A 26,592-nucleotide genomic window follows, 5' to 3' on the forward strand; every position below is an offset into this window, starting at 1 on the left:
CAAAATCTTTTATTTATGGTATGATAGAGATATAAAAGACAAGCAATAATTATGAGTTCAAAATAAATTTTTTAAGGAGGGTTTTTATAATGACAGAAGGTTTAAAATGGACTGTCAATCACGTTGCAAAGTCTGACGACAAACATCTCGAGTTAATGTCAGAGGAAAACGTGAAAAAAGCCAATGAATTTCACAAAAGTTTCCCACAGTATACAGTAACTCCTCTTCAGGATCTTGCTGAACTGGCATCCTACCTGGGTGTTAAGAGCATCCACTGCAAGGATGAGTCCTATCGTTTCGGACTGAACGCTTTTAAGGTTCTTGGCGGTTCCTACGCAATGGGACGTTACATAGCTAAAGAAGTTGGTAAGGATATCAGCGAACTTCCATATGCTGTTCTCTCTTCCGAGGAATTAAGAAAAGAATTCGGACAGGCTACCTTCTTCACAGCAACAGACGGAAACCACGGACGTGGAGTTGCATGGGCTGCCAAACGTCTTGGACAGAAAGCAGTTGTTCGTATGCCAAAAGGCACAACCAAGACACGTTTTGACAACATCGCCAAAGAAGGCGCTACTGTTACCATCGAAGAAGTCAACTATGATGACTGCGTAAGAATGGCTGCAGCTGAGGCTGCCAAGACAGAGCACGGCATCATCGTTCAGGATACTGCATGGGACGGATACGAAGAGATCCCGTCATGGATCATGCAGGGTTACGGAACTATGGTCATGGAAGCTGACCAGCAGCTCAAAGAAGCCGGCATCGACCGCCCGACACACGTATTCGTTCAGGCAGGTGTTGGTTCTCTTGCAGGAGCAGTTGTTGGATACTTCGCTCACAAATACAAAGAAAACCCGCCGGTTATGGTTGTCTGCGAAGCAAGTGCTGCTGACTGCCTGTACCGTTCCGCTATGAAAGAATCCGGAGATCTTGTAAATGTAGGCGGCGACCTTCAGACGATCATGGCTGGTCTCGCATGCGGCGAAGCAAACACCATCGGATGGGATATCTTAAGGAACCATGTTTCTGTATTTGCATCCTGCCCTGACTGGATGAGTGCCAAGGCAACAAGAATCTATGCTAACCCGCTCGGCAATGACCCGCACATCGTTTCCGGTGAATCCGGATCTGTTCCGCTTGGTCTGTGCTTCACTGCTCTTCACGACGAAGATGCAAAAGATCTTAAAGAAGCCCTGAAACTGGATGAGAACTCCAACGTTCTTGTAATCTCCACAGAGGGTGACACTGATCCGGTTCGTTACCGCGAGATCGTATGGGATGGCCTGTACGGAACAAACGAGTCTTTAAGCAAATGATGATACCATGGTCAAAAATTTCAAATGATGTTCGTGCTTGCACGATAAAGCATTTGAATTTGGAACCCGCCAAACATGAGGAAGCAGCGATTTACATAGTAAATCAGCGGATTCCGAATGTTTGAAGGATTGTGGGGGCAGTTTACTGCGGAATAATCCGTAAGTATCATCAAATAATTAAGAACTTTAAAACAATTTCTATATACACATGGGAGGAATTTTAAAATGGATTACGGCAAAATCAAAGAAGCTGCTCAGAATTATCAGGAGGATATGACCAAATTCTTAAGGGCGATCGTTAAGAATCCTGGAGAAAGCTGCGACGAAAGAAAACATATCGAGACAATCGAAGCTGAAATGAAAAAACTGAACTTCGACGAAGTTACGATCGACCCACAGGGTAACGTGATCGGTTACATGGGAACCGGCGACAAGATCATCGCTTTTGATGCTCATATCGACACTGTTGGTATCGGTAACATTGAAAACTGGAACTTTGATCCATACGAAGGATACGAAACAGAAGAAGAAATCGGTGGACGTGGCGTATCTGACCAGTGCGGCGGTCTCGTATCTGCTGTATACGGTGCAAAGATCATGAAAGACATGGATCTGATTCCGGAAGGATGCAAGATCATGGTAGTCGGAACTGTTCAGGAAGAAGACTGTGACGGTCTCTGCTGGCAGTACATCATCAACGAAGACAAGATCCGTCCGGAATTCGTAGTTTCCACAGAGCCGACAGACGGTGGTATCTACAGAGGACAGCGTGGACGTATGGAGATCCGTATCGATGTGAAAGGTGTTTCCTGCCATGGTTCTGCTCCGGAACGTGGTGACAACGCTATCTACAAAATGGCTGACATCCTTCAGGATGTACGTTCCCTCAACGAGAACGATGATGCTGATGAGACAGAAATCAAAGGTCTTGTTAAAATGCTCAACCCGAAATTCAACCCTGACTGGGAAGAGGCTCGTTTCCTTGGACGCGGTACTGTAACTGTATCCCAGATCTTCTACACCTCTCCTAGCCGTTGTGCAGTAGCTGACTCCTGTGCAGTATCTCTTGACCGTCGTATGACATTCGGAGAAACATGGGAAAGCTGCCTGGATGAGATCCGTGCTCTTCCGAGCGTTAAGAAATATGGCGATGATGTAGTTGTTTCTATGTACAACTACGACAGACCGTCTTATACAGGATGCAAATATGAGATCGAGTGCTACTTCCCGACATGGGCTATTCCGAAGGATCATAAGGTAACTAAGGCTCTTGAGGATGCTTATAAGAACCTTTATGGGGAAACTCGTCTTGGAAACGCAGAAACAGAGGAAATGAGAAAAGCTCGTCCGCTTACTGATAAATGGACATTCTCTACAAATGGTGTTTCTATTATGGGACGTAATGGAATTCCTTGTATTGGATTTGGACCTGGTGCTGAGGCTCAGGCACATGCTCCGAATGAGAAAACTTGGAAGGTCGATCTCGTGAGATGCGCAGCTGTTTATGCAGCTTTACCTACTTCTTATTGCAAATAAAAAACCGCAAAGGGAGCAGCGCCCTGCTCCCTCTGCATACCCTTCGGGCTTTTTGTTAAATAGTTCTTCTTGTTTCAGATATGAAGTTGGCTGACTTTACTTTGATTGGAAGAACGGAAATTGATGTTGTGGGGATATGCATTGATTTCTTTATTGGATTTTTTGAGGAAGGTTTTGTTGGTTGTATTTGGGGACAGGAATCGTAGTGTGGCTGCTGCGATTCCGCTAAAATAAAAAATATTTTTAAAGGAGAATTTTCGAATGAAAACTTTACAGGATTATATTGATAAACTTAACAGCTTAAACTTTAAGGAAATGTACAATAATGACTTTTTCTGGACATGGGATAAGACTGATGAGGAACTTGAGGCTGTATTTACTGTAGCTGATGCTCTTCGTTTTATGCGAGAGAACAACATCTCTACTAAGGTATTTGAGAGTGGTCTTGGTATTTCTATTTTCCGTGATAACTCTACCCGTACTCGTTTCTCTTTCGCTTCTGCCTGCAACCTGCTTGGTCTTGAGGTTCAGGATCTGGATGAGAAGAAATCTCAGATCGCTCATGGTGAGACTGTTCGTGAGACAGCTAACATGGTATCCTTTATGGCTGATGTAATCGGTATCCGTGATGATATGTACATCGGTAAAGGTCATGCTTATCAGAAAGAGTTCATGGACGCTGTTACAGAAGGAAACAAAGATGGTATCCTTGAGCAGAGACCTACTCTTGTAAACCTGCAGTGTGATGTTGACCATCCGACACAGTGTATGGCTGATATGCTCCACATCATCCATGAGTTCGGCGGTGTTGAGAACCTGAAAGGCAAAAAACTTGCTATGACATGGGCTTACTCTCCTTCTTATGGTAAACCACTCTCCGTTCCGCAGGGTGTTATCGGTCTGATGACTCGTTTCGGTATGGACGTTGTTCTGGCTCATCCGGAAGGATATGATGTAATGCCGGAAGTTGAAGAGATCGCTAAGAAGAACGCTGAAGCTACAGGCGGATCCTTCACAAAGACAAACGATATGGCAGAAGCATTCAAGGATGCTGATATCGTATATCCGAAGAGCTGGGCTCCATTCGCAGCTATGGAAAAACGTACAAATCTGTACGCAGAAGGTGACTTCGACGGAATCGACAAACTGGAAAAAGAACTTCTTGCTCAGAACGCAGAGCACAAAGACTGGGCTTGCACAGAAGAGCTTATGAAGACAACAAAAGACGGAAAAGCTCTGTATCTGCACTGCCTGCCGGCTGACATCACTGGTGTAAGCTGCGAGACAGGTGAGGTTGATGCATCTGTATTCGATCGTTACAGAATCCCGCTTTACAAAGAAGCAAGCTTCAAACCATATGTGATCGCAGCTATGATCATGCTCTCCAAATTCGAAAAACCACAGGATATCCTGAAGAAACTGGAAGTAAAAGCTGCTCCGAGAATTTTCGAATAAAATACAGGTTGTTTACAACGCCAGGCTATAAATATGAGAATCTTCTTTCTCATATAAGATAAACAGATTAAGGGCCCTGCGGATATGTTCTGCAAGGCTCTTTCTGTTTTCCAATATATTAGAATATTTCTTCTTTTTTCTTGTATTGTTTGTTAATTTATGTATTTCAGGAGGTTTTTTCAATGTATAAAAGAAAAAGAATCGTTATCGCTCTTGGTGGAAACGCACTGGGTAACACTCTCCCGGAGCAGATGCAGGCTGTAAAGACCACAGCAAAAGCTCTGTGTGACCTGATCGAAGAAGGACATCAGGTAGTCGTTGTTCATGGAAACGGACCACAGGTAGGCATGATCAACAATGCTATGGCTGCTCTTTCCAGAGAAGACGAAAATCAGCCGAACACTCCTCTCTCCGTCTGTGTTGCGATGAGCCAGGCATATATCGGATATGACCTGCAGAATGCACTTCGCGAAGAACTTCGCAAACGTGGATTTATGCGTACACCGGTTGTTACTGTCGTTACACAGGTCCGTGTAGATGAGAATGACCCTGCATTCCAGAATCCAAGCAAGCCGATCGGTCACTTCATGACCAAAGAACAGGCTGAACATGCAGAGAAAGCATACGGCTATGTCATGAAAGAAGACGCAGGACGCGGATACCGCCGTGTTGTTGCTTCCCCGAAGCCGGTTGAGATTGTTGAACAGGATGCGATCAACAGCCTTGTTGACGCAAATAAGATCGTGATCTGCTGCGGTGGCGGTGGAATCCCGGTTACTCTTCAGGGAGATCACCTCAAAGGTGCTTCTGCCGTTATCGATAAAGACTTTGCAAGCTGCCTGCTCGCAAAAGAGCTCGATGCAGACATGCTGATCATCCTCACCGCTGTCGAAAAAGTCGCCGTAAACTTCGGCAAAGAAGACGAAAAATGGCTGGATGAAATGTCTGTCGAAGAAGCCCAGAAATATGTAGAAGAAGGTCAGTTCGCACCTGGCTCCATGCTTCCGAAAGTACAGGCTGCTATGGACTTCGCAGCTTCAGGGGAAGGACGTACTGCCATGATCACCCTTCTCGAAAAAGCCAAAGACGGTATCCAGGGCAAGACCGGTACCAAGATCCACATCTGATCTGTTTCTGATCCGTTTTGGATCGATCCAAATAATTTGCTATATTTACCTCAATCCATCTACACATAAACGAAAGCCGCAAAAGCTTCCCCTCCGGAACATGCTTCTGCGGCTTTTTGTTTATCTGATTTTTATTTCAGTTTTGTTTCTGTTTTAGTTCAGGCAGGATTGTCAGCAGCATCGTGAAAAAGCAGGCACTTCCACCGACAAGATTGGATATCGGTTCTGCCCAGAAAACACCGTCCACCCCAAGTCCTCCGATACGTGGAAGAAGCACAGTCAGCGGCACAACAATGATGACTTTGCGGAAGATCGAGAAAAATGTCGCTCTCTTCGCCTTGCCAAGTGCCACAAATACACACTGCCCGGTAAACTGCAGGGCCATAAAGCAAAATCCAAAGAAATAGATATGTAATGCCGGGACACCCTTTTCCAGAAGTGCCGGTTCGCTGTTAAAGATCCGGATAAAAAATTCCGGTGCGATCTTGATGATCCCCCATACAAACAGAGCATAGGAAAAGCAGACAACGGTCACAAATTTGATCGCTTTTTTTACTTTGTCGTAGGCCTTTTCGCCATAATTGAAGCTCATGACCGGGGACGCACCGTTTGTCAGTCCATGTACCATCATCGTCGCGATATCACGGACGGAATTGAGAACCGTCATGACTCCTACATAGATGTCGCCACCGTAGCTCTGCAACGTTGCGTTGCAGAAGATCTGCACCAGTCCGTTTGTAAACTGCATCATAAAACCTGAAACGCCAAGTGCCATGATCGCTCTTACTCTCTTCCACTCTATCTGCATCGCTTCTTTCCTGATGCGAAGTGTGACTTTTTTGCCTGTGAGGAATTTCAGCACCCAGACTGCGGAACAGAACTGTGACAGGATCGTTGCAAGTGCTGCACCGCGCACGCCCATATGGAATACGAAGATAAAGATCGGATCTAGAACGATGTTTAAGGCTGCACCGATCAGGATCGTCAGCATTCCCATATTTCCGAAGCCCTGGCAGTTGATAAACGGATTCAGCCCCAGCGAGATCATCACAAACGGTGTTCCGACCAGATAGATCTGGATATACGCTCCTGCATAGACATAAGTCGTGTCACTCGCGCCGAACGCATACAGGATCGGCTTATAAAAAAGATATCCAACTGCCATCAGAACTACACTTGTCATCAGAAGCATGGAGAATGTATTTCCCAGCAGTTTCTCTGCTTCTTCCTCATTTCCCCGTCCAAGCTCCATCGCACAGAGCGGACTGCCGCCATTTCCATATAGATAAGTGAATGCCATGATCATCGTAATGATCGGAAAACAGATCCCGACTCCCGTCAGCGCGATCCTTCCTGTCTCCGGAATCCTGCCGATATACATTCTGTCTACCACATTATACAAAAGATTCAGAAGCTGCGCCAATGTCATAGGAATCGACAGCTCCAGGATATTCCGATATACATTTCCCTTCGAAAAATCTGTCTGATGTGTCTTCACACCAAATCCCCCTCCTTTAAGTCAGATATTTCGCCCACCATATTTTTCTTTCCTGCAGCCAGAATACCGCAGCTATAATACAGACCATGATCACACTGCAGATCCCGAACAGGAAAAGACTAAAATTAATTCCAAAAATTCTTGAAATCGCAACTTTCGCAAGCAGGATATCTGCCTGCGCGCAGTATATGATGGTGCTGATATTACGCAATTTTTTTGCATTTCTGATTTTCACAGAACTTCGCATTCCCAGGATAAAAACAGAAACGCTCAACGGAATCAATGAAAAAGCCTCATCTGAACCGCCATAAATGGCAAAGTGTTTTGCAAAGTTTATTTCACCAATATACGTAAGGAAACTCATCACAGCAATGGATGAATACTTCCATTTTGGAGCTTTATAAATAAGATCCTGATTCTCTGCCAGAAACAGGCCAATTGCAAAATAAAATAATCCTCCAAAGATATTTAAGGGAAACTGCCAGAAAGAGAAAATATGTCTGATCTGATCAGGGAGAATTCCTTTATACACCGAAGTAAAGATACAAATGATCTGAAAAAGGAACGCAATGAGGCAGATCTGCTTCGTATTCATTTTTTTCTTAAGTACAAAGAGCAGCCATGCACAAAATATACTACTGAGAAGATACCAGGATCCTGTAAATGTAGATGACAGCACTGAATTTTTTGCGATCATGAGGAAGTCATACATTGTATGAGGCGGTCTCTTCAAAAAGCGGACGCAGATAAAATTAGGAAGGTTGAATATAAACCAGAACAGATACAGCATTCCGATCCGGTATATATATTTTTTGATATTCGCATATTCCACACTGCCATTGTTCGCCGAAAACAAAAAATACGCAGATGCAATAAAAAATACTGGCACAGCCCACCTGCCCAGCAGTTCCCATGCAGACTGAACTTCTCCAAAACTCTCGAAAACTGCCATATGTATCGTAAAGATCATGATACTTCCAATAAATTTCAATAAATCAATTCCCTGTTTTTCTTTACTCATCTCCTGTTTGTTCCCTTCATTTTCTTCTGTTGTGCAGAAGTTTTAACTGTCCTTATTATAGCACTTTGTGTTTTTTCATTCCAGTCGTTTTCTTTTTGCAAAATCAACACAAATACAATATTTTTCTTTTTATTATTGTCATAAACCCACATTTAATCCGCGATAAAATCCACAAAAAACGTATTTTAGCTTGTTTTTTGCGGGAAAAGCAGGTATAATTACAGTATATGAACCGAAATAAAATATTCCTGTAGAATGGATGGAGGTATTATGGCTGAGAATTATAATGGCATGGCAGTGGGGATCTTTGAACTTGACAGTTTTGCTGCCTGCTTCGTAGCACTGGACGCTGCTTCTAAAGCAGCAAATATAAGGATCCAGAACATCGAGCGTAATCGTCTTGGTGCAGGTGCCTGCGTGAAGATGCGTGGTTCTGTCTCCGACGTAAACGCCGCAATGGACGTTGCACTCCGCACCGCAGAACCAATTGCGAAGGTTGTTTCCCACACGGTGATCGCATCCCCGGCTCACGACACAGAACCGGCAATGTACATGACCGCAAATAAGTAATATGATCGTTAAATACTATAATGAAATGAGGATTCTGTTATGAGATATGGAGCATTTGGATTAGTGGAAGTTGTCGGAAGCAGCAATGCAGTGATCGTGATCGACCAAATGCTGAAGACCGCCGATGTATCCTTCCTTACCTGGAACGGTAAATGCGGCGGACACGAAACTGTTTTTATGACCGGCGATGTATCCGCAGTCACCGCTGCCGTCCAGGCAGTCAAAGAAAACCCGCCATGCGAGATCGTTTTCGCAGCCGTAATCTCCAATCCATCCGAAGAGACGATCCGTCTCGCGGAGGAGGATGCTGAGAAACACGGCTTTCTGAAGAAACCGGCTAAAAAGGCTGGAGCTAAGAAATAAGAACCTGAGGATGAATTTCAGGACATGAGCAGAGGAGGCACCGATGGTGCCTCCTCCATTTGTTCCCTACTGGCAATCCAGTTGAATGTCTTTTGCATATGCATATGAAATAATTTCGCCTTTTTTTGTAGCACAATATCCTTTTTCTTTATGTGAATAATTGGAAATATCAACAGAACCAAAGTCCTTAAATTTAGCATCTATTCTCTCAAGCACTTCCAACTCACCCTCCGAAAAAATATTTTCTGGAATATCACATTCTGGAATTACCTGATGTTTTTCATATCCATTTTCATATACAACTTCAATGTGCGCAATGTGATCTGTTGCCATCTTCCCCAAAAGTATATCAAAATTCTCTGGAACAGGTCCATACGGAAAATGTACATACTTCAAACCGGACATCGATATCCCATTTTCTTTATAAAAAATCATATCCGAATAATTGAGTAGTTTCATTAATTTTGTTTTTAATAATTCTGAGCTCTTATGTGCAAAAAACAGAACCATAGCACAGAGTTTTTCATAATCGAACCCTTTAAAGGATTAAAGGCGCAAGTCGATTTAATGCTCCAGGCAGGGAATGCAACAATCGAGTCCATTATGGTGGGTACTGATACATATGAACTTTACCGAAAGCTTACAAGTCATCCAGACCCCGGACACAAAATCATCGGTCGCGGAGAAGCTGCTTCCATTTCACTTGCAAAAGAGAAACAAGGCATACTTGCCAGCAATAATTTGAGAGATATATCTGCTTATGTTACAGAATATGGTCTTTCTCATCTTACAACAGGCGACATTATGAAAATGGCATTTGATGCAGGGTACATCAACGAAGCACAGGGAAATACTATCTGGGCTAATATGCTTGCCAGAAAAAGGAAACTTGGATATAGATCATTTTCAGATTATCTTGCGAAGCATCAGTCAGAAAAATCATAGCAATGCTAACATAACATATAATAAAGGAGTCGAAATCCCTCTCTATGGAAATCGGCTCCTTCTTCATTGTCTGCCATCATTATACAGCGTATCCACATCCACAAGCTCCTTCGCATCTTCGATCTCAAGATATGCCACATCCTCGGGATGTCTGTTTATGATCTGTTTTCCACCTTTGTCGCCGGTGATCTCCTGTAGTTCCTGGTAATATTTCCGGGAGAAGATGCAGGGGTTTCCGGTTTTGTCTTTAAGGAGGGTGCATGCCATGCCTTTGTGTTCTGATTGAAATTTGTGCACCAGATTGACGATGGTCTCTGTGGTGAGCCAGGGCTGGTCGGATACGATAAAAAGGCAGGCGGCCGATTCTTTTGCAGCGGCTAGGCCGATCTGCATGGATGAGGAAATGCCACGTTCCGGGTGTGAATTGATCAGGACCCGGACTCCTGATTCTTGTGCTTTGGAAGCTATTTCTTCGTACTGGGTGACGACTATGATCTCGCAGTTTCCGAGTTCTGACGCTGCCTTTTGAAGCTTGTGCAATGTACGCAGATACATCGGCACTCCGCCGATTTCGTACAGCAGCTTGTTGGAGCCGAAACGGCGGCTGTTTCCTGCTGCCAGCATGATGAATGTGGGCTTTTCCTGTGCCTGGCTACCTTTATTTTGCGGCTCCTGCAACTTATTCATCCACACTTCTGCTTTTTCTTCTGTCCTATCAATACAATTACAGATACTATTATAATTTTGCTTCTGTAAACTCCCCCAGACCGCATGAACTCCCTGCTCTTCCAGTTTTCCTGCGATTCTCTCTGCTGCCTCGGCTTTCCCCCGGATGTCTGCTTTATTTAACAGAACACAATACTCGCGTCCATCCACGCATTTCCTTAATGCCTCCGCGGAAACAGCAATCTTCACGATATCATCCTCTGTAACCACTTCTTCCATCCCTTTTCCAAGGAAATCCGCAACTTTCTCCGGTCTGTGGCAGGTCTTCTGGATTGGCTCTCCGAGAGCATCCACACCAGCAACTCCGACAACCATCTCCGCAAACTCCGGAATCACTGGTTCCCGCTCTCCCGGTACTTTGAGTGGCAGGCGTTTTGCACCATCTGCTTCAATCAAAAGTACATCTGCAAGTCCTCTCAGTTCCTCTAATTTCTCCTCGGAAAGACAGCCAATCTTCTCCGTCGCGCGGTCAAGACTGGCTGCTACCGTATAGTGATATCTCTGCAGATTCTTCCGAACTCCGTCAATATCTCCGTCCTCCACAAACGGCCGCTCTGGCTCATATGCCATGTGTGTGGTCGTTGTCACGATCACTTTTTTTCCAATAGAAACAAAGCTTTCCATCAGCCGAAAGATCAGGCTGGTCTTGCCGCCGCCGCCAACTACAGCGATCGTGGATATTTTTTCTGTATTGACCGCCAGTACTTCCAGAAGTATCTTTTTCATCACGGCAGCACTCCGTTCGCCATCAGGACTTCCACGACACTTCCGGCGATGCAGCGGGCTTTGTCCGAGATAGTATTACAGTTTTTCTTCTGCTCTTTACGTGGATCGATGTCTGCGAGCTTCATTCCCTTCGGCACTTTGTAGCCATCGCGGATGATTCCTCTGAGAACACCGGTCAGAGATGCATAGACCGGCATCTCATCGACCATCGCTATGATCTGATCTTTTTCTACAATATCTCCGATCCTGGAGCGGTTATGCATGATCCCTGCCGCCGGGGAATGGATCACTCGTTCTTTGCCGTATCCGGCAATGATGCCCGGAACTCCTGTATTTGGCGTTGCCGGCCCTTTGGAGATGATCCTTGCAAGGTCATGCCCTCTCTGCGTTTCTATGACAAAATCTACGTCCTTTCCGGCTTCAAAGCCAGGTCCCAGCGCGACAGTGAGAGGTGCCATGTCCCTCGTTGTTCCAAGATTTCTCTTTGCAAGGATCGCATCGATCAGCGCATCCGGTTTCAACTCTTTCACCGCTTCCCCGCTCTCATCGACAAGGATCGGAAGCTCTCCATTCTCCCAGACTTTCTGGCATTCACTGACCTTCGTGATCAGCCTTCCTGTCACTCCCTCAACGCAGGAAGTTCCATCGTAGACTGCCTCTCCAAAAGAAACTTCTCTTCGTATCGCGCTTGGTCTCTTACATTCCAGTACCAGTACCTGATAGCCGCATCGATATAATCGATGGATCACCCCGCTGGCAAGATCTCCTCCTCCGCGAACGATCAGTTTTGTCTTGTGTTCCATGTTACTTTTATTCCTTTCTGCTGCTTTCTGCATTTTCATGCATGACTTTATCTACCGCATTGACGATATTCTGATATCCGGTGCAGCGGCAGAGATTTCCGGACATTTTTTTGCGGATCTCATCTCTGGTGAGTTCTTTGCCCTGCTCCAGAAGGACAGTCGCAGACATGATAAATCCCGGTGTACAAAAACCGCACTGAACTGCACCTTCTTCAATAAACGCTTCCTGGATTCTTGTGATCTGCCCGTCTTTTTCCAGACCTTCGAGGGTGCGAATGTTTTTGCCCTCTGCCCAGACAGCAAGATAGATGCAGGAATCTATCGTTTCTCCGTCTATGATGACGGTACAGGCACCACATTCGCCTACTTCACAGCCTTTTTTGACGGAAGTAAGACCAAGATGATTACGCAGCATATCCAGAAGCGATTCTCTCGGGTCTACATACTCCGCAACTTCTTCTCCGTTTACAATACACTGTACGAGTACTTTCTGTCTCTTCATGCCATTTCACCTCCACTGACACTGTCGGCCGGCACACCGGCAAGTTCCACAGTCCGGATCAGTGCCCTGCGGGCGATCTCTCCGCCGATCTGCAGACGAAAAGCCTTCGAAGCTCTCCAGGAATCTCGCGGATGGATCTCACTTCGGATGCTGTCCTCAAGTTTCCGGTACAGCTCTTCTCCAAGTTTCCGTCCCTTCAGAAGTTCTTCTGTCTCCACGCAACGGTACGGTACCGGTGCAGCTACACCAAATGTGATACGTACATCCTCCAGGATCTTTGTTTCCGGGTTCACTTTGCTGACTACACTGCAGCTCAGCGTTGCGATATCCATGGCATTTCGCATGGAATATTTGATGTAATGTCCATGATACCCTTCATATTCGGCACGCGGGATCACAACATGCATCAGCACTTCTCCCTGCTTAAGAGCCACACGTCCCGGACCAAGATAGAACTCCCTGACCGGAACCACTCTGCCGCCCTCTGCATTTGCAATATGCAGAAGTGAATTATAGGAAAAAACCGTCGGCACACTGTCGGCACTGACTGCACCGTTGCAGATATTTCCACCAATCGTTCCAATATTTCGGATCTGCGGTCCACCAACCTGGTCTACCGCCTCCCCAAGCACAGGAACACACTCCTGAATGATCGGATCTGCTGTGATATGTGAAAACACCGTTCCTGCCCCTATATAAATATCCCCGGAATCTTTTTTCTCAATTCCCTTAAGTTCTTCGATGTCACGGATCGACACCAGCGAAGTGCCTGCCATCCTTCCCTCACGGATCTTGATCAGGACATCACTTCCCCCGGAAATGATCCTTGCGTCCGGATGTTCCGTAAGAAGCTCCACTGCTTCTGAAACGGTTTTTGCATTATAATAATTTTCAATATCATACATGATGTCTTCCCCCTTTCAGATCAGTCCCGCTTTTTGGAAACCATCGATCAGTCTCTGCGGTGTCAGTGGATTTTCGTTAAAAGCAACTCCTGTTGCATGCAGGACGGCATTTCGGATCGCCGGTGCACACGGGATCGCAGGCGGCTCACCCAGTGCCTTATTTCCATATGGTCCGATCGGATCATCAAGTTCGACAAAATCTGCCTTGAGTTCCGGTGTATCGAGCATGGTCATCAGTTTATAGTCCAGGAGATTTCCATTCAGCGGCCGTCCTGTCTTCTCATCGAGAATGAGCTGCTCACTGATACCATAGCCCATACCCATGGATATGCCTCCATGTACCTGCATCTCTGCAAGCTGCGGATTCAATAATTTGCCGCTGTCATGCACATTGATGATATGGAGGACTTTGATCTTTCCAAGCTTCATATCTACTTCGACTTCTGCAAAACAGCAGCCGGTCGCGATCGTATTTTTTTTCACCTGCTCGGAAACTTCTGCTGTCAGTACAGAAGAATTGGTGAGACTGTAATAGCTCTCCTCGGCAAGAGCTGCAAGTGAGATCGCCTGCTCTTTGCCTGCCCAGATCCAGTTGTCCCGAAGTTCAAGTTCCGTGGTGTCGATCTCCGGAAGCAGTGTCTTGGCATAGGCAAGGATCTTGTCACGCAGGATCTCCGCACAATGGCGGACTGCCGTTCCTGCAACGAAAGACTGTCTCGATGCATAAGCTCCCGTATCAAATGGCGAAATATCCGTATCCTGTGTGGACATGATATGTACATGTTCCATATCTGTGTGAAGTGTCTCTGCCACCATCTGCGAGAATACAGTGTCTGCACCCTGACCGATCTCTGTCGCGCCAAGGGTAAGCTGCACGCTTCCATCCTGATTCAGGGAAAGCCTTGCTCCTGAGATCTCCAGAGAAATCGGCCATACACCTGTTTTATAAGAAAACAGTGCCATACCGACTCCCCTTCGTACATCTCCGGTCTGGTTTGCATATTCCTTACGTTTCTCATCCCAGTGGATGTAATCTGCACCTTTTTTGAGGCATTCAAAAATACCGTTTGAGTTTGCCGCGATCGGTTTCAGATAAACGTCTGCATAGTATCCCTGGATCAGATTTTTTCTTCGGAATTCAAGTGGATCCATATGGATCGCAGCTGCCACATCATCCATGAAGCTTTCTATCGCGAAACATACCTGCGGGATCCCATAACCTCGCATCGCGCCGCCGACCGGGGTGTTGGTATAAACTGTATACGCTTCTCCCCGGATATTTGGACAGGCATACTGTAAACGCCAGGAAGTCAGACCGTTCGCCGCGATCGCGTGTCCATGGGAGGCATAAGCTCCCTGGTTGGAATAGGAATGCATATCCTTGGCAAGCAGTTTACCGTCTTTGTCCACGCCTGCTGCAAGGTCGAATTCGATCGAATGACGGGTCCTGGTGTTGCAGAAAGTTTCTTCTCTGCTGATATCCAGTTTGACTGGTCTGCCGCCAACCTGCGTGGTCAGAAAGGCATTCAGCGGTTCATAGAGAACGTCCTGCTTATTTCCGAAACCTCCGCCGATATACGGCTTGATGACACGTACATTGCCCCACGGGATTCCCAGTGCCTGGCCGATGACACGGCGGACGATATGCGGGATCTGTGTGGAAGTCACTACTACGATCCTGCCCTTTTCCATGTAAGCATAGGAAATTGGATTCTCGATATGACAGTGCTGGACGATCGGGGTCTTATACGTTCCCCGGACAACTGTCTCTGATTCTTCCATACCTTTATCGACATCTCCGATAAAATAATTGGAGCGTGCCAGAACATTGTCCTTCTTGTCGAAATGGATCGGCGGATGGCTTCCCTGCATGGATTTACGTGGATGGATCTCAACCGGATATTCCTCATATTCCACTTTGATCAGTTTCAGTGCCCTGGCTGCCGTGATCTCGTCCTCTGCGACAACTGCCGCAATATCATCACCATAATAACGGACACGTCCCGTAAGAAGATTCCGGTCTGCCACATCCTGGTGCGCCGGTTCTACTGACCATGGATGTCCCGGTGTCGGATAACAGTGCTCCGGCACATCCTTAAAAGTCACAACTTTGACAACCCCTTCCAGCGCTTCTGCTTCACTTGTGTCGATGGATGTCACGATACCATTTCCGATCGATGCATGCAACACTTTGGCGACCAGACATCTCGGCGGTATCAGATCCTCTGTAAATTTGGCTCTTCCGGTTACCTTTTCATATGCGTCTACACGCGGAACGCTTTTTCCTATCATAACCTCTCACCTGCCTGCTTTTATTGTAAACTTTGGAATACCTGCACTTATTTTCTGAAAAATCCTCTGATAAAAAGAGCCGGATCAAGTCCCAAGAAACTTCTCTGTTCCCCTCTGAACTTACGTCCGGCTCCGAACCATGCTATTTTCCACTTCAGGTATTCAGTTCTTTTTGCGTACCCATAGTGTAACATATTTTACTGCATAGTTGCAATCTTTTCTGTTGAATTTTCTGAATTTTTAGTCTATCTTTTATTACTTTCTTTATCTTGCAGGTGTAAAGATACCTCGCAGGTCATGGATCACATGGCGCGGGCATTTGACGGAACACATGCCGCAGCTTAAGCAGGCATCCTCATCGATCACTGCACAGTTATCTGTTACTTTAACAGCACCTGCAGTACAGGTCTTCTCGCAGATCCCGCAGCCGATACAGCTTGCTTCGCACTGTTTCTTCGCCGCTGCACCTTTGCTCTTATTGGAGCATTTGACCACGATATAATTCGCGCATTCATGAATATGAATGATCTCCTGCGGACAGACTTTGGTACATTTTTGGCAGGCAATGCATTTGGATTCGTCGACTTCTGCCACTCCGTATTCATTGAGGGAAATCGCGCCGAATTTACATGCATCGACACAGGCTCCACAGCCGATACAGCCTTCACTGCATCCTGCTTCCCCCTTGACTGCCCTGCATCCACCATTGCAGGAAACAATGGCTGCCTTATATGGAAATTTCTTTTTGACTGCCATATCAAACCTTCCTTTCGTATGGTGTGCTCACAAGCGGGAGACTGTATCTGCGGATTCCGTCATAGCGGAAATATGCATCTGCGATCGCCGGTGCGGTAGGGATCGATGTGATCTCTCCGATACCGATCGCTCCGCAGGCTACTTTGAGTCCCGGTTTATCTACAACGATCGCTTTGATCTTTGGAACTTCATGGGAACGGAATAATCTGAGAGAACCATACTTCTGTATCGGCTTGCAGTTCTCATCGATCGGATACTGCTCCCTCAGGGCGTAACCCATGGACATGACCACACCGCCCTCGATCTGACCTTCGCAGGACAGTGGATTGACCGCTTTGCCGACATCGTGTGCGGCAACGATCTGATCCATTTTACCGGTTTTTGGATCTACGACACACATCTGGGTCGCATATCCGTATGCAACATGGGATACCGGGTTCGGCACATTTGCACCAAGAGGATCTGTCTTTGCCAGGTACTCTCCGTAGTATACGATCCCCTTCATATCCTTAAGTTCCTTGCCGGCTCTTCGGTCTTCCATCAGTTTCTCGCAGGCTCTTCGGCAGGCTTCACCGGTAACAAGCGTCTGTCTGGAACCGGAAGTCGTTCCGGAATCCGGTGAGATCCAGGTATTGCTTCGCTCATATACGATGTCTTCCTGTCTGATGTCTGTATTTGTCACGATCATCTGTACGAGAACCGTTCCAAGTCCCTGACCGATACAGGAAGCTCCGGAATAAATATGAAGTTTCTCATCATCCTCCACGATCAATTTCACACGTCCTGTATCCGGAATACCAACGCCAACACCGGCATTTTTCATCGCACAGCCGATTCCGACCGGTTTTCCTGCCGCCATCGCTGCGTCATAATCTTCCTTGACCGCCTCCAGAGTCTCCACAAGGCCTGTGGAATCATCTACGATCTGGCCATTCGGAAGGACTTCTCCCGGGCGGATCGCATTGCGGTAGCGGATCTCCCATGGAGTGATGCCGACTTTATCTGCCATCATATTAAGCAGGGTCTCTGTCGCAAAACAGGTCTGCGTTACACCAAATCCACGGAAAGCTCCTGCCGGCGGATTGTTTGTATAGTAAGCAGTTCCCTCGATCTCAAAGTTTTCGTAATGGTACGGACCTGCTGCATGGGTGCAGGCACGTTCCAGGACAGGGCCGCCAAGGGAGGCAAAAGCACCTGTATCCGAAGTGACGCTTGCTTTTACGCCCATGATATTACCATCTTCATCACAGCCCATCGTCATATCCATATAGAACGGATGACGCTTCGGATGGACAAGGAGAGACTCTGCTCTGGTAAATTTGACTTTGACCGGTTTCTTTGTCACATAAGTAAGGAGAGCTGCAAGATGCTGTACTGTCATATCCTCCTTACCGCCAAAACCGCCGCCTACAAGTGCATTCTGCACCTTGACCTTATCCGTTCCAAGGAGCAGAGAACACTCATGCAGGGTCTGGTGTGCTGACTGGTCTGTGGAATAGATAAATACGTCTCCGTCCTCATCATAAAAAGCAACGGCACATTCCGGCTCAAGGAAAGCATGCTCTGTCCATGGCGTCTCGAAATGATGCGAGATCACATATTTGGAATTTCGGATCGCTTCCTCGGCATTTCCCCTGCTGATGTGTTTGTGTGCACAGATATTGTTTTCTTCCTCGTCAAAAACCTTCGGTGCATCCGGCGCTGCTGCTTCCTCAATCGTATGTACATGAGGAAGCGCCTCATACTCTACCTTGATAAGTTTGATCGCTTTTTCTGCGGTTTCACGGTCTTTTGCCGCTACGAGTGCGATCGCATCGCCGAGATAATGTACGAGAGAGCCGACCGGGATCAGAGTGTACTGATCATGCTTCAGATGACCGATCTTGTTCTCGCCTGGGATATCCTCTGCAGTTACAACTGCTTCCACACCCGGAAGTGCTTTTGCTTTGGAAGTATCGATGGAAAGCACTCTCGCACGTGCATATTTACTTCGGAGAGCGACTCCATAAAGCATGCCATCCAGGTAAAAATCATCCGGATATTTACCGTATCCGAGGACTTTCTCCTCTACATCGATCCTTGCCACGCGATTGCCAAGTGTCCAGTTCGGGTCACCATCATCTGGAATTTCGCCTGCTTTTAATATCTTTGCTGCCAGACGGACGGCATCCATGATCTTTACGTATCCTGTGCAGCGGCAGTAGTTATTGCGCAGCGCATATCGGATCTCGTCGTCTGTAGGCTCCATATTTTCATCGAGAAGTGCTTTCGTACACATTACCATTCCAGGAATGCAGAATCCACACTGTACTGCTCCGGCCTTTCCATATGCATAGGTGTATACCTGCTGTTCCCATTCTGTCAGTCCCTCTACGGTTATGATCTCTCTTCCGTCAAGGGAATCTGTATCCGGGACACATGCTTTGCAGGTTTTTCCGTCAATGATCACTGTACAGGCTCCACATGCGCCCTCACTGCATCCGTCCTTTACGGATGTCAGGTGAAGTTCGTCACGGAGGAATCTCAAAAGCTTCTGATTCTTCTCCGGCTGAACACTTTGTCCATTTACTTTAAATATTGCCATAGTGGATTCTCCTTTTCCTGTTTTATGGATATCACATCAACAGGTAAGCATAGTCATTGATTACTGTGCAGATAAGCTGTGACAGTCCTTCTGTGAGGATGCCGGACAGCTGGTCTGCTTTTACGATTTCTTCTTTGTCTCCAATACGTACTTTTACTTCTTTGCTTTCTGTATCCAGTACGGTGAAACCATTGTTTGTGCTGTCTTTCATGTCTTCTTCTGTTGCAAATAAAGTAAATTTGTCTTTATATGGTGCTCCCGCATACTGGCAGAAGGAACGGCAGTTGCCGCATTCGTTACACATATAGTCTACATGAAGGATCTGCAGAAGTTCCATCTCCGGTACTTCGATCAGGACGTTTGCACGGTTCGGACATACGTCTGCACAGTTTCCGCATACACGTTTGTGTGCTGTGAAATCTTTTTTGTTCGGAGCATCTTTCTTCTTAAGGCAGTCAAGAAGCGGGGATTTCTCTTCGTTTCTCTTTCCTGCTGCTTTCTTTGTGTTCTTCTGATAATGAGCATCAGCAAGAGCAGATTCTGCAAGTTTCTTCACTTCTTCTACTTTGACTTTGCCACATTCTCCAACTTCGCACTCATCTGCTTTCTCTGCAATGCGGGTCATCCATTTGTATCCACCCGGTTTGAGAAGAATAGTTGCCACTGTGACCGGCCAAATACCGCAGCCCACGATCTGATCGATATTCTTCTGGTCAGCTCCGCCTGAAAAGGACATTGGAAGCTCGCCGTCAAAAGATTCTGCAAGACGTGCCGCCACTGTGATAGAAAGCGGGAACAGGGCTTTACCAGACATATACATCTCCTCACCCGGAAGTTCCTGGCGTTTGATATCTACCGGGAAGGTATTGGTCAGTTTCACACCGAAGGAAAGGCCTTCCTGTGCTGCTGTTTCTTTGAGGCGTTTCAGCATTGGAACAGCATCCTCATACTGTAAATCATCCTTGAAATGGAAATCTGTAAATGCCATGTAGTCATATCCCAGATCGTCCATTGCTTTACGGACAAATTCATAACCAAGAAGTGTCGGATTACATTTTACGTAAGTATTGATGTGTTTTTCTTTGAGGAGATACATAACAATATTTTCGATCTCCTGCGGAGGACATCCGTGCATGGTAGAAAGTGTGATAGAATTACAGATTTCTGACGGAATTGCCTCAATATCTTCTTTTGTCACATGCTCAAAGAGATCTGCATGATCGAGAAGCCATGTCTTACATTCCTTGAAAACTTCTGTATCGCGGGCATCTTTGAGTCCTTCGATAAAGTCGTCGATCTTCTTATCCTTGATTCCTTCCAGGTTGTAGCCGCAGGACATGTTGAACTGGAATCCGTCCGGGCTTCCAAGTCCGAATTCTTTGGAGATCACATGAAGTGCCATCCAGCCCTTGATATATTCGCCCATTGCCTGTGGAACGTAAAGTTCTGTAGACCATTCGCAGTTGTATGCCTCATCCTCTGCCACGATACATGGTTTCGGAATACATGCGGAAAGTTCCGGTCCATCCATCTTCTGTACTGTCTTTAACTCAAAAAATCTCGCACCTGCATAGTAAGCTGCCACAAGGTTCTGTGCAAGCTGTGTATGCGGACCTGCTGCCGGTCCGACAGGATTTTCAAGTTTTCTTCCAAAAATCTCTACGGTTCTGGCCGGATCAGCCACATATGCTTTCTGGATTCCAAAGACCTGTCCTGTTGCTTTGTGTTCTGCTAATATCCATTCCATTAACTGTCCAAATGGAATACTCTTCATAATATCGCTCATAATTTATTTCTCCCTGTAATTCCCAATACAAAAATAGTGATTGTCAGCATTTAGCTGTTGATATCCTCTGCAAGTTCTTTTGCAGCCTGACGGCAGTCTGCCATGACTTTGGCTTCATCACATACAAGCACTTCACGGTCTTTCATGAGAACTTTGCCGTTACAGATCGTTGTCTGCACCATGGCACCGTTTACGCCGAACAGCAGATGGCTGTTGATATTGCCCTCGTTCATAGGAGTCAGCGGATCATAATCAATAACGATCACATCTGCTGCTGCACCTTCCTTAAGTACACCGAGTTCCTTCTTAAAGTAACGGTTTGCGATCTTTGCATTTCCCTCAAACAGCATCTGTGGAACTTCGCCCCATGCGGCATTCGGGTCACAGAGATGATGTTTGTGAAGGATGTTTGCCACCTTCCAGGATTCCATCATATCATGGGTGTAGCCATCCGTTCCAAGTCCTGTCAGGATCCCCTTATGTACCAGCTCCATGCTAGGAGGGCATCCGCAGGCATTTCCCATATTGGATTCCGGATTGTGTACGACCATGGTATCTGTCTCTTTGATCAGATCCATCTCATGCTCATTGATATAGATGCAGTGTCCAAGCAGAGTCTTCGGACCTAAGATATCCCAGTCATAGAGTCTGTCTACGATACGTTTGCTGTGTTCCTTAAGACACTGGTGAAGATCATAGATCCCCTCAGCCACATGGATGTGATAGCCGACTCCGTCCGGCTTTAATTCCTGGCACAGTGCCATTGTCTCATCTGAAATTGTAAAGGATGCATGCATACCCATCATTGCTGCCAGCATATCGCTGTCGTCCTGCTTCGCATGTTTAATAAAGTTTACGTTCTCCATCACGGATTCCCGGGATTTGTCCATGCCGTCTCTGTCTGAGATCTCATAGCACAGACAGGTGCGGACACCGAGATCCTTCGCAGCTTCCTCGATCGCATTCAGAGAACCTGTGATGTGACCAAAGCTTGCATGATGGTCAAATACTGTTGTCACACCGTTCTTGATCGAATCGATGTAAGTTGCATAGGCAGAAAGCTTCGTCTGCTCCAGAGTCAGATGACGGTCAATGTTCCACCACATGCCATCCAGAATATCCAGAAATCCCTGTGGGTGGTATCCATTCACGCTCAGTCCTCTGGCAAATGCACTGTAGATATGTTCATGCGCATTGATAAATGCCGGCATGATGATCCCGCCATGTGCATCGATAAATTCTGCATCAGGATATGCTTTCTTTACTTCATCAGTTACCCCCACCATCTTTATGGTGTTACCATCCATTGCAACTGCACCATTCTCAAGCAGTGCACAGGATGCGTCCCTTGTGATCATTCTTCCGTTTCCAACAATCAACATAAAGATCTCCTCCTTGTCTTGTGAATTTTTTCCAACACAGGTTTGTTATCATCCACAGGATTTAGATATTTTATACTAATACTCTATCATATTCTGTATTTTATTTCAACCATAATCCGCAAAATATTTTTGTTTGTCAAAAAAATTTTGTATTCAAAAGTAATTTCTCATTTATCCCGGATACAGAAAAAGCGGCGAAGCTTTCGCTCCGTCGCTGTGTATCTGATTCTACCATATTTTTCTTATAAAAAACAGTGCTGTAATAAATTTCTGCATCGCAAACCATGTTATCGTTAAATCCGATGCCAATACCCTAACATACCAAACAGATTTGACATCAGAAAATAATGTAAACTGATAAATCGATGCTCATACCTTAATATAATCATCCCATCGGGCATCGGAAAATAAAGCAATCCGCCAAACCGATGCATACTACTCATAAAAAGAAGGATTGCCTGGAGACAGAGCATGATTACTCTTGCAATTACTTATTTGCAGTGGCAGTGACCTGAGTAAAATGTCGTTCTGCGTCATTCCAGTCCTGAAGCTCCAGCTCGACCAGATAGCCGCAGCCGTTTCCGACATGCCACTCATAAAAAGCTTTCTTCGGAAGGGCATACGCTTCCATGATATTCATGATCGTGCCCCCATGGACCACCAGTGCTGCCTCGGTAATGCCTTCATCTCTACAGGCTTTGAGCACTTCATCAAAACCTTTCAGATTCCTGTCCGCGCATTCTTCCTTACTCTCGCCTCCCGGAAACGGAAGGGTTCCGTTGCTGTCGATCCATTCCTGATAGTGAGGATTGTCTGAAAGTTCTTTATAGTTTTTGTTCTCAAATTCTCCAAAATCGCACTCTGCAAGAAGCGGCACTATCCTCTGCTCTCCCTTCGGAAACAGGATCGATGCGGTTTCCCTGCAGCGTTTCAGAGGGCTTACAAACAGAGCCTGTACGGCAGGATAAGTAAATTTCTCCAGTAATTTCCGTCCCTCCTCACAGAGAGGTTCATCTGTCACTCCAATATATCTCTGGTGGCTGTTTCCCTCCGTCATTCCATGGCGGACAAACCATAACTTAAGCATCCTTGATCACCGTCCCGATCCCGCAGGCAACTCTCGTTACCCGGTGGCTGTATGCTGCCAGTTTCGTGCAGATCCTGCCGACCGCCTCACGGTAGGCGCGGTCAAACGCATCGATCGGCACAACGCCATAACCAACTTCGTCTGATACCAGGATCAGATCCGGATTTACACGGATCAGGTCTTCGGCAAGGCTGCTGATATCGTTTCCTGCTTTCATTTCTTTTCGGATATATTCATGAAATCCCATGACACCTTCTGCATGGGAAAGGCTCTCCCAGTCTGCCTGTGCCCCGTTTATCCATGTTACATCTGGATGATCTTTTTCTGCCAGGGTGCTTTTTCCCTGAAAAGCCCCTCCAATTATTATTTCCATACTCTACACTCCTATATCGGATAAACTACCGTCAGGATTGCCAGTGCAAGTACCATCCATGCCTCACAGAGACACAGGAAATACCCCGACAGATCCCCGGTCGTTCCTCCAAAATATTTCATCGCCTTATGTTTATAAAAAAGGGAAACAAGCACAGCCGTCACAAAAGTCACTGCTCCCCATACCGGCTGGATCAGAAGCATCAAAGCCGCCAGAAGCACGAGATAAACGATCAGTGTATTTCGAACCGTGGTATCCTGTGCCTTGCGTGAAAACTCTGCCACTGTGCCGCCGGCGTTGGCTTTTGGCAGGGTGATCACACCGAGTCCGGAAAAACATCTCGATACTACATAGCCAAGTGCGATAAGTTTCATCGCTGTCCAGTCACCCGTGATCTGGCTGAATCCGCCATACAGAACCAGGAAATACACGCATGCTGTGATCACGGCAAATGCACCCGCATGGGAATCTTTGAGGATCTCCAGACGTTTTTCACGGTCTCTCCAGGAACTTAAGGCATCTGAAGTGTCCAGAAGCCCGTCCACATGGATCCCGCCCGTCACAAGGACTGGAACCAGGATCAGCGCCATTGCCATAAAGCCTGTACCAAATCCAAAGTACTCTCCCAGCCAGCTTACTCCCAACGTGAGGAGGCCTGCTGCTGCTCCTACAAATGGAAAAAAGCACAGCATATAGCGCATGTTTTCCTCTGTCCACTCTGCCTGTGGCATGGGAATCTTGGAAAACATGGCAAATGCGATCTTAAAACTATTCCACAGACTTTTCATGGGAAGTGCCTCCTTTTGATTTCTTGTGATAGACAGGGATTCCGTAAACTACTTCCACGACCTCATCCGCAAGATGTGCAAGCTCCTGGTTGATCTTTCCCAGATATTTCTGGTAAGTTTCCGTCTCTCCCTCATAGGAAGCCGCCTCCGAAAAGATCTCATTCGTGACGATCACCAGATTCCCCGCCTGGGCAAGAAGAGACTTCACACCTTTGAGGATCTCCTGGACTGTCCGCTCATGCGCTCCGTTTTCCTGGAACATTTCATTGGCAACAAGATTCGACATGCATTCCAGAAGGACAGTACTGCCCTTTGAAACTCTTACCTGTGCAAGATCGGTGTAGCATTCAATGGTCTCAAACCCCTTGCCGCTTCGCATATTCCGATGGCGCTGCACTCTTTTTTTGCTCTCTTCATCAAAAGGGAACATCGTAGCGATATAGACTCTCTCCGCTTCGCCAAAAGATACGACCTGATCTTCCGCAAAGGCAGATTTCCCGCTTCCGCTGCCTCCTGTTACAAGAATCATCATACTCAGACAAGCTCCTCATACTGTTCTACATGAATGTCATCAAACGTGCTCATAGACTGATAAACTGCGGTTCCCATATCAAGGAACGGGAACAGGGCAACAGCACCGCTGCCTTCTCCAAGGCACATGTCACCGTGGATCACAGCTTCTTTGCCAAGAGCCTCCAGGATCAGATGGGCAGCCGGTTCCTTGGATACATGGGAAGCGATCATATAGTCACCTACGGTCGGGCAGATTCGCTGCGCGATCAGGGCTGCCACACAGGAGATAAATCCATCGATCACAACCGGAACACTAAAGGCAGCACCGCCGATAAATACGCCTGCCATACCTGCAATGTCCAGACCACCGACTTTTGCAAGGACATCGATCGCATCCTTCGGGTCCGGCTGGTGTTTGTCGATCGCTTTTTTGATCGCGGTGATCTTGCGGTTCAGACCATCGCTGGAAAGACCTGCGCCGCGTCCTGTCATCTCCTCCACCGGACGGTCAAGAAGAACAGATGCAACAGCACTACTGGTCGTAGTATTTCCGATCCCCATCTCTCCGGTAGCAAGGAGTCCATATCCTTTCGCTTTGAGTCGGGAAACCATCTCGATCCCCGCCTCGATCCCTTTCACTGTTTCTTCTCTTGTCATTGCCGGTTCTTTGACCATATTTCTGGTACCCATGGCAACTTTGAGATCTGTCGGGACTTTGGTATCTACCGCCATTCCAACATCCACCGGATAAACATCTGTTCCGCACTGACGGCACATCGTGCAGGCAGAAGTATCGCCTGTCAGGAAATTCTCTGCAACGATCGCGGTCACTTCCTGTCCTGTCTGTGTCACGCCTTCCTCTACCACACCGTTGTCTGCACACATCGCAACCAGGGCACGTTTCTTAAGGTTCATATCCGGGCTTCCTGTGATGCCCGCGATCTGAACGACCAGATCTTCCATCTTTCCAAGAGAATGCAGTGGTTTAGCGATACTGTCCCATCTCTTTCTGGAAATTTCCATTGCTTTTTCATCCAGTGGATGAATCTTCTGAAGTGTTTCTTCTAATGTCATTTCTGAAATCCCCCAATCGTATATTTAAGACCAGATTATTTTTTTCCTGTTGTAAAAACAAAAAACTTGCTGAATATGTAATTTAAAGCGAGAACGATAAACTGTGTGATGAATTTTCCCACCATGTCGTTCATTTTGCAGACTTCGACGAGGAGCCACACACCGCCGACCTCGATCACCATTGTCACAAGGCGCGCGCTGATAAATTTGCAGAACGGTCTGAAATGGTCTCTAAGTGTCTCGCATTTGTCCTGAAATACAAATCTGGAATTAACGACATAGGCGAACAGGATCGCTGTGATGATCGAGATCAGATTTGCAATATTCAGCTCCAGTCCACATTTACGGAGTACAAAAAAGCAGACCAGATTGACCAGGGTCGTGCATCCTCCAAAAAATACATATCGGATCACATCGTTCTGGTAAAAACGCAGGATCATATCTTTTAGTTTCTTCATAAT

24 protein-coding genes and 1 pseudogene are annotated in these 26,592 nt (G+C 46.5%); 7 read left to right on the forward strand and 18 right to left on the reverse strand.

The annotated features are described in order from the left end of the window. Positions 1 to 89: 89 nt before the first annotated feature. From dpaL to arcC, 4 genes are all read left to right on the forward strand, one after another. Entirely contained in the window at positions 90 to 1,319 is a 1,230-nt protein-coding gene (dpaL, locus tag DXC01_RS03165; protein ID WP_022215277.1) for a diaminopropionate ammonia-lyase, read from the forward strand. 225 nt (positions 1,320 to 1,544) lie between these two features. Further along, entirely contained in the window at positions 1,545 to 2,855 is a 1,311-nt protein-coding gene (locus DXC01_RS03170; RefSeq protein ID WP_118698238.1) for a YgeY family selenium metabolism-linked hydrolase, read from the forward strand. Positions 2,856 to 3,116: 261 nt separating this feature from the next. Then, positions 3,117 to 4,310 (forward strand): knotted carbamoyltransferase YgeW, encoded by a 1,194-nt coding sequence (gene ygeW / locus DXC01_RS03175; protein ID WP_022215280.1) that lies wholly within the window; start codon positions 3,117 to 3,119, stop codon positions 4,308 to 4,310. 182 nt (positions 4,311 to 4,492) lie between these two features. Further along, the gene (gene arcC / locus DXC01_RS03180) at positions 4,493 to 5,437 is read left to right on the forward strand and encodes a carbamate kinase (RefSeq protein ID WP_022215281.1); all 945 of its coding nucleotides are present in this window, start codon (positions 4,493 to 4,495) and stop codon (positions 5,435 to 5,437) included. Between the two features lie 136 nt (positions 5,438 to 5,573). Here the strand turns inward: arcC and DXC01_RS03185 are convergent, their stop codons facing one another. Continuing rightward, complete coding sequence (locus tag DXC01_RS03185; protein ID WP_243111541.1) at positions 5,574 to 6,935, reverse strand: MATE family efflux transporter; 1,362 nt, start codon at positions 6,933 to 6,935, stop codon at positions 5,574 to 5,576. 16 nt (positions 6,936 to 6,951) lie between these two features. Then, positions 6,952 to 7,956: an acyltransferase family protein gene (locus tag DXC01_RS03190; RefSeq protein WP_118698239.1), complete on the reverse strand. Its 1,005-nt coding sequence runs from the start codon at positions 7,954 to 7,956 to the stop codon at positions 6,952 to 6,954. A gap of 270 nt (positions 7,957 to 8,226) precedes the next feature. Here DXC01_RS03190 and DXC01_RS03195 point away from each other — a divergent pair, with 270 nt between their 5' ends. Further along, a complete protein-coding gene (locus DXC01_RS03195; protein WP_022215283.1) occupies positions 8,227 to 8,526 on the forward strand; it encodes a BMC domain-containing protein in 300 nt (99 codons plus the stop codon). A gap of 39 nt (positions 8,527 to 8,565) precedes the next feature. Continuing rightward, positions 8,566 to 8,889, forward strand: coding sequence for a BMC domain-containing protein (locus tag DXC01_RS03200; RefSeq protein ID WP_022215284.1), 324 nt, complete (start codon positions 8,566 to 8,568; stop codon positions 8,887 to 8,889). Positions 8,890 to 8,955: 66 nt separating this feature from the next. Here DXC01_RS03200 and DXC01_RS03205 read toward each other — a convergent pair whose 3' ends face one another. Beyond that, positions 8,956 to 9,399, reverse strand: coding sequence for a Panacea domain-containing protein (locus tag DXC01_RS03205; RefSeq protein ID WP_118698240.1), 444 nt, complete (start codon positions 9,397 to 9,399; stop codon positions 8,956 to 8,958). Between DXC01_RS03205 and DXC01_RS03210 the strand changes: the two genes are divergently transcribed. After that, positions 9,379 to 9,834, forward strand: coding sequence for a hypothetical protein (locus DXC01_RS03210; protein ID WP_199704957.1), 456 nt, complete (start codon positions 9,379 to 9,381; stop codon positions 9,832 to 9,834). The two genes, DXC01_RS03205 and DXC01_RS03210, sit on opposite strands and share 21 nt — an antisense overlap. A gap of 63 nt (positions 9,835 to 9,897) precedes the next feature. Here DXC01_RS03210 and yqeC read toward each other — a convergent pair whose 3' ends face one another. The 15 genes and pseudogenes from yqeC to DXC01_RS03285 form a co-directional block, all read right to left on the reverse strand. Next, positions 9,898 to 11,286 (reverse strand): selenium cofactor biosynthesis protein YqeC, encoded by a 1,389-nt coding sequence (gene yqeC, locus DXC01_RS03215; RefSeq protein ID WP_118698242.1) that lies wholly within the window; start codon positions 11,284 to 11,286, stop codon positions 9,898 to 9,900. Continuing rightward, the gene (yqeB, locus tag DXC01_RS03220) at positions 11,286 to 12,089 is read right to left on the reverse strand and encodes a selenium-dependent molybdenum cofactor biosynthesis protein YqeB (RefSeq protein WP_022213454.1); all 804 of its coding nucleotides are present in this window, start codon (positions 12,087 to 12,089) and stop codon (positions 11,286 to 11,288) included. Before yqeB ends, yqeC begins: the two co-directional genes overlap by 1 nt. A 7-nt stretch (positions 12,090 to 12,096) precedes the next feature. Then, complete coding sequence (xdhC, locus tag DXC01_RS03225) at positions 12,097 to 12,591, reverse strand: xanthine dehydrogenase subunit XdhC (protein ID WP_022213455.1); 495 nt, start codon at positions 12,589 to 12,591, stop codon at positions 12,097 to 12,099. Beyond that, the gene (gene xdhB / locus DXC01_RS03230; protein ID WP_022213456.1) at positions 12,588 to 13,496 is read right to left on the reverse strand and encodes a xanthine dehydrogenase subunit XdhB; all 909 of its coding nucleotides are present in this window, start codon (positions 13,494 to 13,496) and stop codon (positions 12,588 to 12,590) included. The genes xdhC and xdhB overlap by 4 nt, the downstream gene beginning before the upstream one ends. A gap of 15 nt (positions 13,497 to 13,511) precedes the next feature. Further along, on the reverse strand, positions 13,512 to 15,788 hold the full coding sequence (xdhA, locus tag DXC01_RS03235; RefSeq protein ID WP_118698243.1) for a xanthine dehydrogenase subunit XdhA: 2,277 nt from the start codon (positions 15,786 to 15,788) through the stop codon (positions 13,512 to 13,514). A 264-nt stretch (positions 15,789 to 16,052) separates the two neighbouring features. Next, positions 16,053 to 16,544, reverse strand: a complete 492-nt coding sequence (locus DXC01_RS03240) for a 4Fe-4S binding protein (RefSeq protein ID WP_118252260.1) — start codon at positions 16,542 to 16,544, stop codon at positions 16,053 to 16,055. A gap of 1 nt (position 16,545) precedes the next feature. Next, complete coding sequence (gene xdh / locus DXC01_RS03245; protein ID WP_118698244.1) at positions 16,546 to 19,128, reverse strand: selenium-dependent xanthine dehydrogenase; 2,583 nt, start codon at positions 19,126 to 19,128, stop codon at positions 16,546 to 16,548. 406 nt (positions 19,129 to 19,534) lie between these two features. Further along, positions 19,535 to 20,914, reverse strand: a pseudogene (locus tag DXC01_RS03250) (selenate reductase); the annotation flags it as partial. A gap of 50 nt (positions 20,915 to 20,964) precedes the next feature. Then, complete coding sequence (ssnA, locus tag DXC01_RS03255) at positions 20,965 to 22,296, reverse strand: putative aminohydrolase SsnA (protein WP_118698246.1); 1,332 nt, start codon at positions 22,294 to 22,296, stop codon at positions 20,965 to 20,967. Between the two features lie 487 nt (positions 22,297 to 22,783). Further along, positions 22,784 to 23,383: a histidine phosphatase family protein gene (locus tag DXC01_RS03260; protein WP_118698247.1), complete on the reverse strand. Its 600-nt coding sequence runs from the start codon at positions 23,381 to 23,383 to the stop codon at positions 22,784 to 22,786. Further along, the gene (locus DXC01_RS03265; RefSeq protein ID WP_022213463.1) at positions 23,376 to 23,756 is read right to left on the reverse strand and encodes a bifunctional adenosylcobinamide kinase/adenosylcobinamide-phosphate guanylyltransferase; all 381 of its coding nucleotides are present in this window, start codon (positions 23,754 to 23,756) and stop codon (positions 23,376 to 23,378) included. Before DXC01_RS03265 ends, DXC01_RS03260 begins: the two co-directional genes overlap by 8 nt. Positions 23,757 to 23,767: 11 nt before the next feature. Continuing rightward, positions 23,768 to 24,544, reverse strand: a complete 777-nt coding sequence (cobS, locus tag DXC01_RS03270; protein ID WP_118252265.1) for an adenosylcobinamide-GDP ribazoletransferase — start codon at positions 24,542 to 24,544, stop codon at positions 23,768 to 23,770. After that, on the reverse strand, positions 24,525 to 25,076 hold the full coding sequence (locus DXC01_RS03275; RefSeq protein WP_118698248.1) for a bifunctional adenosylcobinamide kinase/adenosylcobinamide-phosphate guanylyltransferase: 552 nt from the start codon (positions 25,074 to 25,076) through the stop codon (positions 24,525 to 24,527). Before DXC01_RS03275 ends, cobS begins: the two co-directional genes overlap by 20 nt. A gap of 2 nt (positions 25,077 to 25,078) precedes the next feature. Further along, positions 25,079 to 26,131, reverse strand: coding sequence for a nicotinate-nucleotide--dimethylbenzimidazole phosphoribosyltransferase (gene cobT / locus DXC01_RS03280; RefSeq protein ID WP_118698249.1), 1,053 nt, complete (start codon positions 26,129 to 26,131; stop codon positions 25,079 to 25,081). A gap of 35 nt (positions 26,132 to 26,166) precedes the next feature. Then, the gene (locus tag DXC01_RS03285) at positions 26,167 to 26,589 is read right to left on the reverse strand and encodes a GtrA family protein (protein ID WP_022213467.1); all 423 of its coding nucleotides are present in this window, start codon (positions 26,587 to 26,589) and stop codon (positions 26,167 to 26,169) included. Positions 26,590 to 26,592 lie beyond the last annotated feature (3 nt).

It is taken from the genome of Blautia sp. OM07-19, from assembly GCF_003481595.1.
Lineage (GTDB): Bacteria > Bacillota > Clostridia > Lachnospirales > Lachnospiraceae > Blautia_A > Blautia_A intestinihominis.

What these genes read in the sequence shown, in the direction of transcription:
- dpaL (WP_022215277.1), top strand. Translation starts at nt 90, where the DNA reads ATGACAGAAGGTTTAAAATGGACTGTCAATCACGTTGCAAAGTCTGAC.
- DXC01_RS03170 (WP_118698238.1), top strand. Translation starts at nt 1,545, where the DNA reads ATGGATTACGGCAAAATCAAAGAAGCTGCTCAGAATTATCAGGAGGAT.
- ygeW (WP_022215280.1), top strand. Translation starts at nt 3,117, where the DNA reads ATGAAAACTTTACAGGATTATATTGATAAACTTAACAGCTTAAACTTT.
- arcC (WP_022215281.1), top strand. Translation starts at nt 4,493, where the DNA reads ATGTATAAAAGAAAAAGAATCGTTATCGCTCTTGGTGGAAACGCACTG.
- DXC01_RS03190 (WP_118698239.1), bottom strand. Translation starts at nt 7,956, where the DNA reads ATGAGTAAAGAAAAACAGGGAATTGATTTATTGAAATTTATTGGAAGT.
- DXC01_RS03195 (WP_022215283.1), top strand. Translation starts at nt 8,227, where the DNA reads ATGGCTGAGAATTATAATGGCATGGCAGTGGGGATCTTTGAACTTGAC.
- DXC01_RS03200 (WP_022215284.1), top strand. Translation starts at nt 8,566, where the DNA reads ATGAGATATGGAGCATTTGGATTAGTGGAAGTTGTCGGAAGCAGCAAT.
- DXC01_RS03210 (WP_199704957.1), top strand. Translation starts at nt 9,379, where the DNA reads ATGTGCAAAAAACAGAACCATAGCACAGAGTTTTTCATAATCGAACCC.
- DXC01_RS03205 (WP_118698240.1), bottom strand. Translation starts at nt 9,399, where the DNA reads ATGGTTCTGTTTTTTGCACATAAGAGCTCAGAATTATTAAAAACAAAA.
- yqeC (WP_118698242.1), bottom strand. Translation starts at nt 11,286, where the DNA reads ATGAAAAAGATACTTCTGGAAGTACTGGCGGTCAATACAGAAAAAATA.
- yqeB (WP_022213454.1), bottom strand. Translation starts at nt 12,089, where the DNA reads ATGGAACACAAGACAAAACTGATCGTTCGCGGAGGAGGAGATCTTGCC.
- xdhC (WP_022213455.1), bottom strand. Translation starts at nt 12,591, where the DNA reads ATGAAGAGACAGAAAGTACTCGTACAGTGTATTGTAAACGGAGAAGAA.
- xdhB (WP_022213456.1), bottom strand. Translation starts at nt 13,496, where the DNA reads ATGTATGATATTGAAAATTATTATAATGCAAAAACCGTTTCAGAAGCA.
- xdhA (WP_118698243.1), bottom strand. Translation starts at nt 15,788, where the DNA reads ATGATAGGAAAAAGCGTTCCGCGTGTAGACGCATATGAAAAGGTAACC.
- DXC01_RS03240 (WP_118252260.1), bottom strand. Translation starts at nt 16,544, where the DNA reads ATGGCAGTCAAAAAGAAATTTCCATATAAGGCAGCCATTGTTTCCTGC.
- xdh (WP_118698244.1), bottom strand. Translation starts at nt 19,128, where the DNA reads ATGGCAATATTTAAAGTAAATGGACAAAGTGTTCAGCCGGAGAAGAAT.
- ssnA (WP_118698246.1), bottom strand. Translation starts at nt 22,296, where the DNA reads ATGTTGATTGTTGGAAACGGAAGAATGATCACAAGGGACGCATCCTGT.
- DXC01_RS03260 (WP_118698247.1), bottom strand. Translation starts at nt 23,383, where the DNA reads ATGCTTAAGTTATGGTTTGTCCGCCATGGAATGACGGAGGGAAACAGC.
- DXC01_RS03265 (WP_022213463.1), bottom strand. Translation starts at nt 23,756, where the DNA reads ATGGAAATAATAATTGGAGGGGCTTTTCAGGGAAAAAGCACCCTGGCA.
- cobS (WP_118252265.1), bottom strand. Translation starts at nt 24,544, where the DNA reads ATGAAAAGTCTGTGGAATAGTTTTAAGATCGCATTTGCCATGTTTTCC.
- DXC01_RS03275 (WP_118698248.1), bottom strand. Translation starts at nt 25,076, where the DNA reads ATGATGATTCTTGTAACAGGAGGCAGCGGAAGCGGGAAATCTGCCTTT.
- cobT (WP_118698249.1), bottom strand. Translation starts at nt 26,131, where the DNA reads ATGACATTAGAAGAAACACTTCAGAAGATTCATCCACTGGATGAAAAA.
- DXC01_RS03285 (WP_022213467.1), bottom strand. Translation starts at nt 26,589, where the DNA reads ATGAAGAAACTAAAAGATATGATCCTGCGTTTTTACCAGAACGATGTG.